This is a genomic window from Rothia nasimurium (genome assembly GCF_049068285.1).
Lineage (GTDB): Bacteria > Actinomycetota > Actinomycetes > Actinomycetales > Micrococcaceae > Rothia > Rothia nasimurium_I.
Genome location: NZ_JBLKPV010000013.1, coordinates 21,135 through 35,335, shown reverse-complemented (window position 1 = coordinate 35,335; position 14,201 = coordinate 21,135). Strand labels below are relative to the sequence as shown.

Sequence of the window (14,201 nt, the reverse complement as noted above, 5' to 3'; positions counted from 1 at the left end):
CCCAGCCCTTCAGAGGGCAGGACGGGGGCTTCAGCAGTCTAAGAGACCTCCTAGACGATATCCTCGCCCAGGGCCTCACCCATCAGGGTGTCTTCGGTAGCGGCCTTGTTCTGCTGAACAGAAACCAGCTCACCGGAGCGCATCACGGCAATGCGGTTGCACAGGCCGATCAGCTCAGACATATCTGAACCTATCAGGATGATGGAGGTGCCCTTTTCGGTCAGCTCAACCAGCATCTTGTAAATCTCGCTCTTGGCGCTGACGTCAATGCCACGGGTGGGGTGGTTCAGAATCAGGATTTCACAATCGGTGGTCATCCAGCGGGCCAGAGCAACCTTCTGCTGGTCACCGCCGGAGAGCTTGCCGACCTCACCCTGGATGTTAGTGGTCTTGATGCGGAGCTTCTGGATCTGCTCAGCGACCTCACGCAGGGCAGAAACCTCATGCAGGAAGCCATCAGGGCTTTCCTTCAGGCCCGCATTCTCCATCAGGGTCTTTGCAATGGAGCGCTCGTTGGCCAGGCCCAGCTCGTCATCATTATCGGAGAGGTAGCCGATGCCGTGGGCAACGGAATCCTCAGGAGAGCCGATGGTGACGTCCTTGCCGTCAATCTTCAGGGTGCCAAACTTAGCGGTCTCATCAACACCCACCAGGGCTGCGGCAACCTCGTTAATACCTGAACGGCGCATACCGGTCAGACCAAAGATTTCACCCCGGCCAACAGAGAAGGAGACCTTATTCAGGGAACCCTTAGAGCTGGTCAGGTTTTCAATAACCAGCTTAGCGTCATCAGCCTCGTAAGTTTCGGGGCGGCCACCCAGGGCGATTTCACGGTTGAACATCTTGTAGGCGATTTCCTCGGCAGTCATCGTGCCGGGGTTGATTTCGGTGTCAATCACACCGCCAGAGAGGATGACCGCGCGATTCGCCAGGGACCGGATTTCATCAATACGGTGGGTGATGTAGATGATCGCACGACCCTCAGCAGCCAGCTTACGGGTGACCTCATGCAACTGGTAAATCTCATAATCGTTGAAGGTTGCAGCAACCTCGTCCATCAGCACCAGCTGGGTATTTTCAGCTTCCATGCGGACGACCTCAACCAGAGCCTGCTCGGCGCGAACCAAATCGCCCATCTTAGCGCGGGGATCCACGTTCAGGCCGATTTCTGAGAGCAGTTCCTGGGCACGGGCAACAAGCTTGTCTTCAGCTTCGCCAGCGTGTTCAGTTGAGCGGAAGATCGCCTGAGCTACGGTGAGGTCAGGGTCAACCTTGAACTTCTGACGGATAGAGCCAACGCCAGCGGCGAGAGCCTCTTCAGGAGTATGGGGGGCGTACTTCTTACCGCCCAGGGTGATGGTGCCTCCACCGGGACGGTCCCAACCGCCCAGAATCGACAGGAAAGTTGACTTTCCTGCACCATTTTCGCCGAGAAGACCTACGATCTCACCGGCAGCAACTTCAAGGTTCACGCCCTTCAGGGCACGAAGATGCTCGTGGTTCTTGGTGAGGTTCTTAACGCTCAGCAAATTTCCCACTGTAGTTTTTCCTTCCAAACAATGCGAGTGAGCAACCCGAGGGGTCGTGCCGCACGTTTCACTATTCGCGGTGGCTAACCGGTGAGACGCGCGGGGGGAGGCACGAGGGCTACACAATATTCAGCCATTCTTAAGTATTCTACCGAATCTTAAGTCAGCTTTTCGTCCACTCTTTGGGGTCTATCCCGCTTTCCTTAAAAAGCTGGAGGGAGGCCACCTGCCTGCACCCTTGTACAGGTGGCAACCTCCCTCCTAGCACTCACTGTAAGAGGAGAACCCTAATGAGCACTCTCTGCCCGCTTTTAGCCCGCCAATTCAGCGGCCAGGGCATCACGCTGGGCCTTCACTTCAGCCGGAACCTTATCCCCGAGGAAGGTCAGCCACTCGTCAATCCCGGGCAGTTCAGCAGCCCATTCATCGCGGCTAACAGCCAAGGCTGCCTCAAGTTCCGCGTCTGAAATATCGAGGCCGGTCAGGTCCAAGTCACCCTTTGAGGGGACAAGGCCGAGGAAGGTTTCCTCGCCTCCAGCCTTGCCGTCCAGGCGGTCAAAAATCCACTTGACCACGCGGGAGTTCTCACCGAAGCCAGGCCAGGCGAAACCACCGTCGGGGGTGCGGCGGAACCAGTTGACGTAGTAGATCTTGGGCATGTTCTCTTCGCCATGCTTCTTACCCAGGTCGATCCAGTGCTGGATGTAGTCACCGGCGTTGTAGCCGATGAAGGGAAGCATGGCCATGGGATCACGACGGACCACACCCACCGCACCCTTGGCGGCAGCGGTGGTCTCGGAAGAGAGGGTAACGCCTCGGAAGACGCCTTGCTCCCAGCTGGAGGCCTCAGCCACTAGGGGAACGGTGGTCTTGCGGCGGCCACCGAAGATGATAGCTGAGAGGGGCACACCGTCCGGAGCGTAGTACTCTTCAGCCAGCATGTCTGCCTGTGAAATCGGGGTGCAGAAGCGGGAGTTGGGGTGGGCAGCCGGACGGCCAGATTCAGGCGTCCAGTCATTACCCTGCCAGTCAATCAGGTGCTCGGGGACCTCATCGGTCTTGCCCTCCCACCAAACGGAATTGTCGTCAGTCAGGGCGACGTTGGTGAAAATAGTGTTGCCCTTGGCAATAGCGCGCATGGCGTTGGGGTTGGTGGACCAGCCGGTGCCCGGGGCGACACCAAAGAGACCGGCTTCGGGGTTGACCACAAAAGGCTTGCCGTCGCGGAATTCAATCCAGGCGATATCGTCGCCCACCATCTCAGCCTTCCAGCCGTCAATGGTCGGATCCATCATGGCGAAGTTGGTCTTACCGCAGGCAGAGGGGAAGGCAGCAGAGATGTACTTGCTGCGACCCTCAGGGTTGGTCATCTTCAGGACGAGCATGTGCTCAGCCATCCAGCCCTCATCGTGGGCCATTGCTGAGGCAATACGCAGGGCGTAGCACTTCTTACCCAGCAGGGCGTTACCACCGTAGCCGGAACCAAAGGACCAGATTTCCCGGTCCTCGGGGAACTGAACAATGTACTTCTCAGGGTTGCAGGGCCAGATAACGTCCTTCTGGCCGGGCTCCAGGGGAGCACCCACTGAGTGCAGGGCCTTGACGAAGAAAGCCTCGGTGTCGGTCATCTTCTTGAGCACCTCGCTACCGATCGTAGCCATAATGCGCATTGAGCAGACGACGTAGGCGGAGTCGGTGATCTCAACACCAAACTTAGGGTTGGTTGCGTCCACAGAACCCATCACGAAGGGAATGACGTACATGGTGCGGCCCCGCATAGAGCCGGTAAAGAGGCCGGTGAGGGTCTGCTTCATCTCTTCAGGGTCCCGCCAGTTGTTGGTGGGGCCTGCGCCGTCCTCTGTCTTGGAGCAGATAAAGGTGCGCTCTTCAACACGAGCAACATCGTCGGGATCAGAGAAGGCAACGTAGGAGTTCGGGAACTCGTGGTCGCTCAGCTTACGGAAGGTACCAGCCTCAACCAGCTCAGCTGCCAGGCGGTCGTACTCCTCCTGAGAACCGTCAGCCCAGTAGATTGAATCGGGCTGGGTCATCTCAGCGATATCAGCAACCCACTGCAGCAGCTCTGCATGGGTGGTAGGTGCCTGTGCAATTACCTTGTCTTTTGAAATGTCAGTCATCTGACGCTTCCCCTTATTGTTCGGCTACTTCGGCACTCCACTGTGCCGGAAGTAGGAGCGCACTGCCCCGCCTGCCCCTCCCTTCCGGAAGAGGTACAAACAGAAAAACGCGCCACCCATATCAATGAATAAACGCGTTCGTGCAATGCACCTTCACTTCATCGTGTAACACCTAGAGTACAGACCTTCAGCCTCTTTTTCTGCATTCAGACACAAATATTTCGTCACACCCAACCCGTCTGGGCCGCCCAAGGCCCCCTCCCCCCTGCCTCAAAAAATTATTTCACCTCACATCAATCCCTTTTTCCCTTGATATTCCAGGGAAGAAGACCTCCCCCACAGGATTTTGAGAGCACAGTCACTCTATTTCGATTTGCACCCCCACCAAAACCCGCGTAATGTATTACCTGTTGCCGCGACGGGCTGACACAGCCGGTCACTGCATGATGCGCCTGTAGCTCAACGGATAGAGCATCTGACTACGGATCAGAAGGTTGGGGGTTCGAATCCCTTCGGGCGCACCACTAGAAAGCCGGTCTTCTTCGGAAGGCCGGTTTTTTCATGCTCCCCCTAAGGGCCATCCGATATACACCGGAATGACGTGCCCAGGTGGAGGCCCCACTGCCGCACATGAACAGTTCCGGCACCCCCTCCCCCGTAGTTTTCACCACAAAAGAGGGGACAGGCTCGTCCTCAGCCCTAAAATAGGGGAGGACGAAGAACGTCTCACCGCTCAGGCCCCAGGCCGGGGCCGCACAGCACAGGAGAAACAATTGAGCATCAACATCAACGTCACCGACGAAAACGGCACCACCAAGGACGTCACCTGGGAACCTCACCAGACCATGCTTGAAGCCGTCCTCGCCGCTGGCTTCCCCGTGCTTGCAACCTGCGGCGGTAACGCTTCATGCGCTACCTGCCACGCATTCATCGACCCCGACCACATCGAAGCCTCCCTGCCCCGCGAAGAAGCAGAAGAAGACTTGCTCGACATGATCGACGATATCGCCAACGAATGCTCCCGCCTCAGCTGCCAGACCGAATACTCAGAAGGAATGGACGGCGCTCAGGTTACCCTGCAGCCCGGAATGTAAACCCTATGCGCACTCAGCACATCCTCCCCCTCCTTGCGCTAGGTGCCAGCCTCCTGCTTGCAGGCTGTAGCGCTACTTCCCCCACTTCCCACGAAGCGTCCAGCAGCACCGCTAACGCAAGCACCCAGGCCGCCGCCACCAGCAGCGAAACAGCCCAGTCGACTACCGACACCCCCTCTGCCAGCTCCGCCGCCCCGAGCGTCCAGGCAACTGCACCAGCATCTGCAGCTGCAGCAACCCCTAGCAGCCCGGCTCCCCCGGTGGTGACTGAACAGCAGCCTTCTGTTGAAACCTCAACGGAACCTGCGCCCCCGCGGGGCACCGTCATCACTGTCGAACCCACCGAGCCGACCACTACGGTACAGCCGGTGCCCAGCCCCGGGAGCAGTTCAGCTGCCGGAGTTGCAATCTGTGACTACGGCCAGCTCTACGTTGAAGCTGCCGCCACCCAGGGGGCAGCCGGTTCCCGCTACATCGACCTCACCTTTACCAACACCGGCACCAGCCGGTGTGTGATGAGCGGATACCCCTCTGTCCACTATGTTGACGCCTCCGGCAAGCAGATTGGTGCCCCTGCGGCCAATGCCACCGAGTGGTCATCAACCGGTGGGGTTCTTGCCCCCGGCTCCTCTATCCGAGCTACCCTGCGAGAAACCCACGCCCAGCTCTACGGCGAAACCTGCCAGAGCGTTTCAGCTGCAGGTTACTCAGTGCAGGCCCCCGGCTCCTCCCAGCCCCTGGTCATGGCTTTTGCCGCTGAAGCCTGCTCTAATAGCGCCGTATCCCAGCTTTCCGTGGGTGCAGTGGGTGCAGCCCCCTAAACCCTCCTGGCCCTGGGCCCTCACCCCAAAGGTGGGGGCCGGTTGCTTTAACCGGGCTTTGGCAGGTGAGCTCCACGCCCTGCAGCTTGAGGGGTTACTAGGACAAAAGGGTGTCCCGCCCCGGGCAGGCTTGTGGGGGATAATGGGAGGTATGGCCTCTGTCGATACCGCCCGCGCACTCTCCTTCTTCTCCCCGGCAACCCGCCGCTGGTTTGAGGGGGCTTTTTCTGCGCCGACGGCCGCCCAGGCTGGTGCCTGGGAGGCGATTGCAGCGGGCCGCCATGCCCTGATTGTTGCCCCGACCGGCTCGGGTAAGACCCTCTCCGCTTTTCTGTGGGCCCTGGACCGCCTGCATTTTGAGGGCCAGGACGGACCTGCCCCGACTGGCGGGGATCACCCCGGTTCCCCGGGGAAAGGGGGCGGAGGAACCCGCGTCCTCTATATCTCTCCCCTCAAAGCCCTGGGTGTAGACGTTGAGCGTAACCTGCGGGCTCCCCTGATCGGTATCGCCCAGACAGCCCGCTCTCTAGGCCTTGAGCCGCCGCAGGTGCGGGTGGGGGTGCGAAGCGGTGATACCCCGGCCAAGGAACGCCGCCAGCTGATTTCTCACCCGCCGGACATTCTCATTACCACCCCTGAGTCCCTCTTTCTGATGCTGACCTCCAAGGCCCGCTCGACCCTGACCCAGGTACACACGGTCATTATTGATGAGGTTCACGCCGTGGCCGGAACCAAGCGCGGGGCCCACCTGGCAGTGACCCTCGAACGCCTGGACCAGATCCTTGAGACCCCTGCCCAGCGCGTTGGTCTTTCAGCCACCGTTGAGCCGGTTGAGACCGTCGCCCGTTTTCTGGGCGGTAGCGTGCCGGTTGATATTGTGCGCCCGCCCTCGCAGAAGGAATGGGAACTCACTCTCTCTGTTCCTGTTCCCGATATGACGGCCCTGGGTGGGTCTAACGCCTACGGGCAGAACAGCACCCTGGGAGGCCAGGGGCAGGTCAATGAGATAGATCATCAGGGTGAGGACGGCAGCGTTGCCGTCCCTCCTTCTGCCCCGGCTGGTTCGGGGGCCTACCTGGATAAGCTGGCTGAGCGTACCCGCAAGCAGATCCGTTCCCTGGATGCCACCGAGTTCTCCTCCCAGACCTTTGATGACGGGGTTGTACTCACAGATTCCCTCGCTGATACGACCCAGGGGCTCTCCCGCGCCCCCTGGTCTGAGAGTCTTCCCTCTGGCACGACCCTGGCCGATGCCCTGAACATTCGGCCGATGGCAGGCCCGGCTGCGTCCCCGCCCCAGCAGGACCAGCCCGGCCTCCTGGCAGCAGACCCCCAGGGGGCCCCTGCAGATGATTCCAGCGGCTACTTCGATACTCCCCTGCCTGCACCTGGTGCCGCCCTCTCTCCGGTAGCCAGCCAGTCTGCTGAGCAGGCCCTTTGGGATGCGGTGGGGGTTTTCCCAGATGAGGAGCAGGGCTCTCCCCTACCTGCCGGGGGCAGAACCCTGGGTGCGAGCGCGTCCCCTCTGGTTTTTGAAGAGGTGGCCTCGGCTGAGGGCAGGGGTGAGCCTCCTGCCCCCCTTAACCTTTCGGGCTACCAGGCCTCGATTTGGCCGCATGTGGAAGAGCGTATTGTGGATTTGGTGGAGGCTAATCGCTCCACTATCGTCTTTGCCAACTCGCGCGGGCTGGCCGAGAAGCTGACGGCCCGGCTGAATGAGATTTACCTGGGCCGTCTTGAGGCCCGCGGGGAGCTGGGTGAGGTGACCGCGAGCGCGGCTACCGGGGCCCGCACCTACGCCGCTACCGGCGGGGAGCCCAAGGCTTTAGCTGAGGTGCTGGCTGAGGCCCTGGCTCAGGACGCTCCGGCTCGGCTGGAAGCTGATGACGCGCGACTGGCGGGGGCGGGGGCGTCCTTACCCCTTTCGACCCAGCCCCCTGCCCAGATGATGGGGGGCTCGGCGACGGCTACCGGGGCGCCGCCGGTACTGGCGCGGGCCCACCACGGGTCTGTCTCGAAGGACCAGCGCACCCTAATTGAGGAGGCCCTGAAGTCGGGCCAGCTGCGCTGTGTGGTAGCGACCAGTTCTCTGGAGCTGGGTATCGATATGGGCCATGTTGACCTGGTGATTCAGGTGGAGGCCCCGCATTCGGTGGCCTCTGGCCTGCAGCGGGTCGGCCGGGCTGGCCACCAGGTGGGTGAGGTGTCGCGCGGCTACCTCTACCCCAAGCACCGGGGCGATCTGTTGAACGCCACGGTGACCGTGCAGCGCATGCTGGCGGGGAAGATTGAGCCGTTAGCTATTCCCGCTAATCCCCTGGATATTCTGGCCCAGCAGACTGTAGCGGCCTGCGCCCTGGGCCCCATTAGCGTGGAGGCCTGGTTTGAGGCCCTCCGCGCTACCGCCCCCTTTGCGACCCTGCCCAGGGCTGCCTTTGAGGCAACCCTGGATTTGCTGGCCGGTAAGTACCCCTCGGACGAGTTTGCTGAATTGCGGCCCCGTATTGTCTGGGACCGGGACGCGGGGACGATTGAGGGCCGGCCCGGTGCCCAGCGCCTGGCGGTGACCTCCGGCGGTACGATTCCTGACCGGGGCCTCTTCCCGGTTTTTATCGCCGGGGCTGAGGATTCTAAGGCCCCCAAGCGGGTGGGTGAGCTGGATGAGGAGATGGTCTATGAGTCCCGGGCCGGGGACGTCATTGCCCTGGGTGCCTCCTCCTGGCGGATTGAGGACATCTCCCACGACCGGGTGACTGTGACCCCTGCCCCCGGCGTGCCTGGCCGCCTACCCTTCTGGCACGGGGATTCCCCAGGCCGTCCCGTCGATTTAGGCCGGGCCCTGGGTACCTTCACCCGGGAGCTGGCCCTTGAAAACAGTAAGGACGCCAGTGCCGCCCACGCCCGTCTGCGCGGCATCGGGCTCGGTGAGTGGGCCGCTGATAACCTGCTGGCCTATGTGGGTGAGCAGGTAGCTGCCACCGGCCTGGTGCCCAGCGAGAAGCACCTGCTGGTTGAGCGTTTCCGCGATGAGCTGGGCGACTGGCGGCTGATCCTGCACTCGCCCCTGGGTATGCCGGTACACTCCCCCTGGGCCCTGGCTGTCGGCGCCCGGGCTGAGGAACGCTACGGGGTTAACGCCTCTGCCATGGCTGCCGATGACGGTATTGTGCTGCGGATTCCTGCCATGGAGTCCGAGCCACCCGGCGCTGACCTCTTTATCTTTGACCCGGCTGAGCTTGAGGATATTGTCACCGAGAAGGTAGGCAACTCCGCTCTCTTTGCCTCCCGCTTCCGAGAGAACGCCGCCCGGGCCCTGCTGTTACCCCGCAAGGATCCGGGCCGCCGCACCCCCCTGTGGCAGCAGCGTCAGCGCTCAGCCCAGCTCCTGGATGTGGCCCGCAAGTACCCAACCTTCCCTCTTCTACTGGAAACTGCCCGTGAGTGCCTGCAGGACGTCTATGACCTGCCCGCCCTGACCGCCCTGCACAAGGACCTTGAGGCTAAAAAGGTGCGGATCAGCGAGGTGGAAACCGAGACCCCTTCCCCCTTTGCCCGCACCCTGCTCTTTGGTTATGTGGCCCAGTTCCTCTATGAGGGCGATTCCCCCTTAGCTGAGCGCCGGGCAGCTGCCCTGGCCCTTGACCCCACCCTGCTGGCTGAGCTGCTGGGCAAGGACGAGCTGCGCGAACTGCTCGATGTGGACGTTATCCGCTCCACCGAGGCCCGCCTGCAGCGCACCGCTACCGGCTACCGCCTACGCGGGGTCGAGGGAACCGCTGACTTGCTGCGCCTACTCGGCCCCTTAACTGCTGCCGAGGCTGCCGCCCGCCTGCGGGTGCTCCTGGACCAGAGCACCGGTGAGGACGCGGAGATGGACGCCAGTAAGGACGGCAGCGCCCCCGCTCCCGGCACCGAGGCAGGTAAACCGAGCGAGCGCGTCCTGACCGAAGCTGAAGCCACCGACCACCTTGAGGCCCTAGTTAAAGCCGGCCGGGCCCTGCGCTTCCGCCTGCACGGGCGGGAACTGTATGCCGCCATTGAGGACGCCGCCCGCCTGCGCGACGCCCTGGGCGTGCCTCTGCCCATCGGGGTTCCCCTAGCCTTCCTGGAGCCGGTCGACTCTCCCCTGCTTGACCTGGTGGCCCGCTATGCCCGTACCCACGCCCCCTTCACCGCAGCCCAGGCGGCAGCCGCGCTTTCGCTGGGTGTTTCGGTGGTCGATACCGCCCTGCGCACCCTGGCCGCTGACCGGCGGGTGATCTCCGGTGAGTTCCTGCCCGAAGAACTCCGCGCCGAGCTAGCTACAGCCCGCACCGGCTCTACCGACCCCAGCTTCCTGGCCGGAACCGAGTGGGTGGACGCCTCCGTCCTGCGCACCCTACGCTCCCGCTCCCTGGCCGCCCTACGCGCTGACGTCGAACCGGTCACCCCCGGCACCTACGCCCGTTTCCTGCCGCCCTGGCAGCATGTGGGCTCCTGGGCCGTCACCAAAACCACCGCCGCCCCCGGCACCTTCGGGGCACCGGCCCAGCCCGTGAGCGTCCGCCGGGACGAAACTGCCATGCTCAGCGGCTACGACGGCCTACTGACCGTCGTTGACCAGCTGGCTGGGGTGCGGGTGCCCGCTTCAGCCCTTGAGCCTCTTATTCTCAAGGCCCGCATCAGCGACTACAGCCCCGCCCTGCTCGACTCGGCTATGAGCGCCGGGGACGTTCTCTGGACGGGCTCCGGGCAACTCACCGGGGACGACGGCTGGATCTGCCTGCACCTGGGGGAAACTGCCGCCCTGACCCTACCCGATGAGATAGAGCGCACCGAAGCCCTGGCCGCCCTGGGAGCCCTCGAAAACGCCCTCTATGAGCTGCTGACCGGAGGGCTCTTCTTCACCCAGATTCAGACCCAGCTGGCAACGCTGGCCACCTCCCTAGGAAATACGCCCCCCAGCGCCCAAGAGATTTCAACAGCCCTGTGGAACCTGGTCTGGGCCGGGCTGGTTACCGGCGATACCTTCGCCCCGGTGCGGGCCCTCATCTCGGGTGGAGCCTCTGCCCATAAGGTTGCCGTCCCTGCTCCCCGGGCCCGGTCGGTGGGAATCCGCCGCGGGGCCTCCCGCCTCTCTGCCTCCCGGCTCGGGGTGGGGACAGGCCGGGCCCCTGCACTCTCTGCCCAGGTTGCCCCCATTGACGGTGGCCGCTGGGCCCGCCTTGAACCCGAAACCCTAGACCCCACCGTGGCAGCTGCCGCCCGCGCCGAGCTGCTCATGGACCGCTACGGGGTGCTCACCCGCGGGGCTGTGGCCGTTGAAGATACACCCGGCGGCTTCGCCGGAGTCTACCGGGTCCTCTCAGCTGCCGAAGAGAAGGGCCTGGCCCGCCGCGGCTACTTCATCGAGGGCCTGGGCGCTGCCCAGTTCGCCACCTCGTCTACCGTCGATAGGCTCCGCGCGGTAGACGGCACCGGCCCCGTCGCGGCAGAAGAGGGGCAGGACGCCGCCACCGGCACGTCCACCTACGCCCCGGTACGCCGCACCCACCACCGGGTCACCCTACTTGCTGCCACCGACCCGGCCAACCCCTACGGGGCTGCCCTGCCCTGGCCAGCACCCGTCACCTGGGAGAGCGGGAGCACCCTCAAACACAAGCCCGGACGCAAAGCCGGGGCTGTTGTCGTCCTCGTCGACGGAGAGCTCACCCTCTACCTAGAACGCGGCGGCAAAACCCTGCTGCCCTTCACCGCCGACCCGGCAGCCATAGAAGCTGCCGCCCCCTTGCTCGGCCAGCTGGTGCGGCTCGGGGTTGCCGACAAAATCGTCATCGAAACCGCAGGCGGAACTGACATTCTCAGCTCCCCGGCCCCCCTAGCCACCAGCGGGGAAGCCCCAGAGACTGAGCACCCGGTCAGCGTCCTGCGCCGCTCCTTGCTGGCTGCCGGTTTCTACACCACCCCGCGCGGCCTGCGGATGCGCCGCGACTACTAAACGACGCACCCCGCCCTTCCACGAGTGGAGGGGCGGGGCTGAGGAGAAAAAATCAGACCCTCCTGCCTAGGGACTGCAGGAGGGTCTAAAATCTAGGGTGAGCCACCTAACCAGTGGGGCTAGTCAGAAGCTCTAGAAGGTAACTGAATAGTTACGGCTTGGATTTAGTAGCTCAGGGAGAGCTCGGGGTTCTGGTAGCCGGCGCGGAATTCGCGGACGGAACGGGCTACCTGCACGCCAATGGCAAGAACTGACAGGGCCAGCAGGCTGTAGGCAAAGAATGCGAAGAGAATGGTAAGGATGCTCATTTCTAACCTCCATCTAGGGGACAGGCGGCTGGGGGACCGCCCGATGGATTTATCTAACGGGTTACACTTTACAGCACCTTGGGGGACAAAAGGTTAACTTCAGGTAATTCTTTCGCTAAAAAGTATTATTTTGTCCCCCATTATAGTGGCATGCCACCTCTTGACTAGGGGAAATAGAAATCTAGTTTCTGAAAAAAATTTTTCGACATACAGCAACACGCCAGCACAAACTAGCCAAAATTCCAAGGAGGACCATGCCTGAGGGTGATACCGTGTGGCGGCAAGCCCGCGACCTCCACCGCGCACTTGCCACCAGAACAGCCCACAAAACTGACTTTCGCTACCCGGCTTTGGGGGACATCAACCTCGCCGGCCAGCCCATCCACGGGGCCCTCGCCCGGGGGAAAAATATACTCCTGCGTATCGGAGACATGACCCTCCATTCCCACCTGAAGATGGAGGGAATCTGGCACCTCTACGGGGTCGGCGCGGACGGACGCCCCGAACGCTGGCGCCGCCCGGCGACGTCCGCCCGGGCCATCATTCAAGCAAACGCCCGGACGGACGCCCACGGTCAGGTACTCCCCGGCAGCTCACCGGTTGCAGCGGTTGGCTTTGATTTAGGCCTGCTCGACCTCTTCCCTACAGTACTTGAAACTCAGAAACTAGCCCGCCTGGGCCCCGACCTGCTCGGGCCCGACTGGTCAGTGGAGCAGGCCGTCGCCAACCTGGCTGCCCGCCCCGACCGGCTCATTGGCCCAGCCCTGCTCGACCAAGGGAACCTGGCCGGAATCGGCACAATCTACCGGGCTGAAACCCTCTTCCTCACCGGCATAGACCCGCGCACCCCGGTGGGGGCCGTACCCGACCTTGCTACCCTGGTAGAAACCGCCCGCCTGCTGCTGGAAGCCAACCGGGACCGTCCTCACCGGGTAACCCGCACCAGCGCTGAACCTCTGTGGTGCTACGGACGCGCAGGCCGCCCCTGCTACCGGTGCGGGGCAAGCATCATCAAAGAAGACCTCTCAGACTCCGGAACCGGCGCCGACCGCTACGCCCCCGGCCACCTCATCATCCGGGACCAAGACATCGACCGCCTCAGCTACCGCTGCCCCGGCTGCCAGGAACTACTGGGCTAAACCTGCCACGAGGCTAGGCAAAATGTTCACCAGCAACATGCTCGCGCAGGTACTCCCGCAGATAAGGAATCGTAAAATCCACATAGCCGTGCTGGGAGGAAGCGATAAGCTCATACCCCATCAAACGGTTCCGGTAGGTATTTGCATACTGCGAAGTACTCCCTAGCCTCTCTGCAATATCAGACATCCTGCTCGGACCGTCGTCAACAGACATCGCAGCCAGGAAGCTTTTATCTACGCCAGATAGCCCCGCTAAAGCAGGCTCATGTACCAGGTGCCCCACCCTGCGCCGGGCAGCGGCCACCCCGCTCTCAGCAGCGGCACGATCAATTACTGAATCAGCCCGAGCAGCCCGCCAGCTCTCGTATCCGACGCTCTGAATCAAAAACGGGTAACCACCGGTACCTTCAATAGCCAGGGCAAGGGCCTCGTCGCTCAAGGGCTTACCGGATTGCGTGGCTGGCCCTTGCAGAGCCTCCTCAATATCGAGCGGATTAACAGGCCCTAAGGTAACCCGCTCCGCCCGACGCAGAAAGGTCAGCACCTCATCTCCAGTTAAATCGCGGACGGCCTGGGGTAGGCCAGCTGCAATAAAAGCTATGTTCTTACCCTGACGGAAAGCGTGCTGGACTTCTTGTGTCAGCACTCTGAGGTCTTCGAGAGCGTTACGATGAGCCTCATCCACAGTGAGCAAGAGGCCCCCACCCTGCTCTGTTGCAAGGTCGGCAACCTCAAACAGGAGGGACCGTAAACCGCCCAGAGGCGCCTTACCCTCTGACCACCCGACAGATCCTCCCACGCCAAAGAGGTTGACTTCGATTTGGTTGAGTTTTCGGGCGTCTTGTTTTCCCAGATCATAAAGCAGACGGGGTAGACGCTCATCTTTGAGTTCCTGCAAGAGGCCAGGGCGGGCAGTCAGAGATACCACGGCCCAACCGCGTTGTAGGGCTAGGTCCTCGTAGGCGTTCAGAAGAACGGTTTTGCCTGAACCCCGCGTCCCCGTCACGAGCAGGGCCCGGGCAGGTGCGCCGGGGCCGTCCTCAAGAGCGTCTTCAAAGTCAGCAAGAAGCTGCGCCCGCCCAACCAGCAGAGGAGGGGTAACGCCAAAGGTCGGCGTGAAGGGGTTACCCATAGGTCTTCCGCACCTTTCTTATTCTTTCTTATTCTTTCTTATTCTTTCTTATTTTTTATATTT

At 62.2% G+C, this 14,201-nt stretch carries 8 protein-coding genes and 1 tRNA gene; 5 read left to right on the top strand and 4 right to left on the bottom strand.

Going from position 1 to position 14,201, the window contains the following annotated elements; genetic code table 11:
* Positions 1–50 precede the first annotated feature (50 nt).
* Together ACMXX3_RS10590 and ACMXX3_RS10585 are read right to left on the bottom strand one after the other, a co-directional pair.
* On the bottom strand, positions 51–1,538 hold the full coding sequence (locus tag ACMXX3_RS10590; protein ID WP_421084674.1) for a sugar ABC transporter ATP-binding protein: 1,488 nt from the start codon (positions 1,536–1,538) through the stop codon (positions 51–53).
* A 302-nt stretch (positions 1,539–1,840) separates the two neighbouring features.
* A complete protein-coding gene (locus ACMXX3_RS10585; RefSeq protein WP_421084673.1) occupies positions 1,841–3,667 on the bottom strand; it encodes a phosphoenolpyruvate carboxykinase (GTP) in 1,827 nt (608 codons plus the stop codon).
* Positions 3,668–4,115: 448 nt separating this feature from the next.
* Here ACMXX3_RS10585 and ACMXX3_RS10580 point away from each other — a divergent pair.
* The 4 genes from ACMXX3_RS10580 (at position 4,116) to ACMXX3_RS10565 (ending at position 11,559) form a co-directional block, all read left to right on the top strand.
* Positions 4,116–4,191 (top strand) — tRNA-Arg (locus ACMXX3_RS10580).
* Between the two features lie 249 nt (positions 4,192–4,440).
* Positions 4,441–4,761, top strand: a complete 321-nt coding sequence (locus ACMXX3_RS10575) for a 2Fe-2S iron-sulfur cluster-binding protein (RefSeq protein WP_421084672.1) — start codon at positions 4,441–4,443, stop codon at positions 4,759–4,761.
* 5 nt (positions 4,762–4,766) lie between these two features.
* Complete coding sequence (locus tag ACMXX3_RS10570) at positions 4,767–5,582, top strand: DUF4232 domain-containing protein (RefSeq protein WP_421084671.1); 816 nt, start codon at positions 4,767–4,769, stop codon at positions 5,580–5,582.
* A 151-nt stretch (positions 5,583–5,733) separates the two neighbouring features.
* Positions 5,734–11,559, top strand: coding sequence for an Lhr family helicase (locus tag ACMXX3_RS10565; protein ID WP_421084670.1), 5,826 nt, complete (start codon positions 5,734–5,736; stop codon positions 11,557–11,559).
* Positions 11,560–11,723: 164 nt separating this feature from the next.
* Here ACMXX3_RS10565 and ACMXX3_RS10560 read toward each other — a convergent pair whose 3' ends face one another.
* Positions 11,724–11,867: a hypothetical protein gene (locus tag ACMXX3_RS10560; RefSeq protein WP_421084669.1), complete on the bottom strand. Its 144-nt coding sequence runs from the start codon at positions 11,865–11,867 to the stop codon at positions 11,724–11,726.
* Between the two features lie 254 nt (positions 11,868–12,121).
* Here ACMXX3_RS10560 and ACMXX3_RS10555 point away from each other — a divergent pair, with 254 nt between their 5' ends.
* Positions 12,122–13,006: a DNA-formamidopyrimidine glycosylase family protein gene (locus ACMXX3_RS10555; protein WP_421084668.1), complete on the top strand. Its 885-nt coding sequence runs from the start codon at positions 12,122–12,124 to the stop codon at positions 13,004–13,006.
* A 13-nt stretch (positions 13,007–13,019) separates the two neighbouring features.
* Here ACMXX3_RS10555 and ACMXX3_RS10550 read toward each other — a convergent pair whose 3' ends face one another.
* A complete protein-coding gene (locus ACMXX3_RS10550; protein ID WP_421084667.1) occupies positions 13,020–14,138 on the bottom strand; it encodes an ATP-binding protein in 1,119 nt (372 codons plus the stop codon).
* Between the last annotated feature and the right edge of the window lie 63 nt (positions 14,139–14,201).

What these genes read in the sequence shown, in the direction of transcription:
- ACMXX3_RS10585 (WP_421084673.1), bottom strand. Translation starts at nt 3,667, where the DNA reads ATGACTGACATTTCAAAAGACAAGGTAATTGCACAGGCACCTACCACC.
- ACMXX3_RS10570 (WP_421084671.1), top strand. Translation starts at nt 4,767, where the DNA reads ATGCGCACTCAGCACATCCTCCCCCTCCTTGCGCTAGGTGCCAGCCTC.
- ACMXX3_RS10565 (WP_421084670.1), top strand. Translation starts at nt 5,734, where the DNA reads ATGGCCTCTGTCGATACCGCCCGCGCACTCTCCTTCTTCTCCCCGGCA.
- ACMXX3_RS10560 (WP_421084669.1), bottom strand. Translation starts at nt 11,867, where the DNA reads ATGAGCATCCTTACCATTCTCTTCGCATTCTTTGCCTACAGCCTGCTG.
- ACMXX3_RS10555 (WP_421084668.1), top strand. Translation starts at nt 12,122, where the DNA reads ATGCCTGAGGGTGATACCGTGTGGCGGCAAGCCCGCGACCTCCACCGC.
- ACMXX3_RS10550 (WP_421084667.1), bottom strand. Translation starts at nt 14,138, where the DNA reads ATGGGTAACCCCTTCACGCCGACCTTTGGCGTTACCCCTCCTCTGCTG.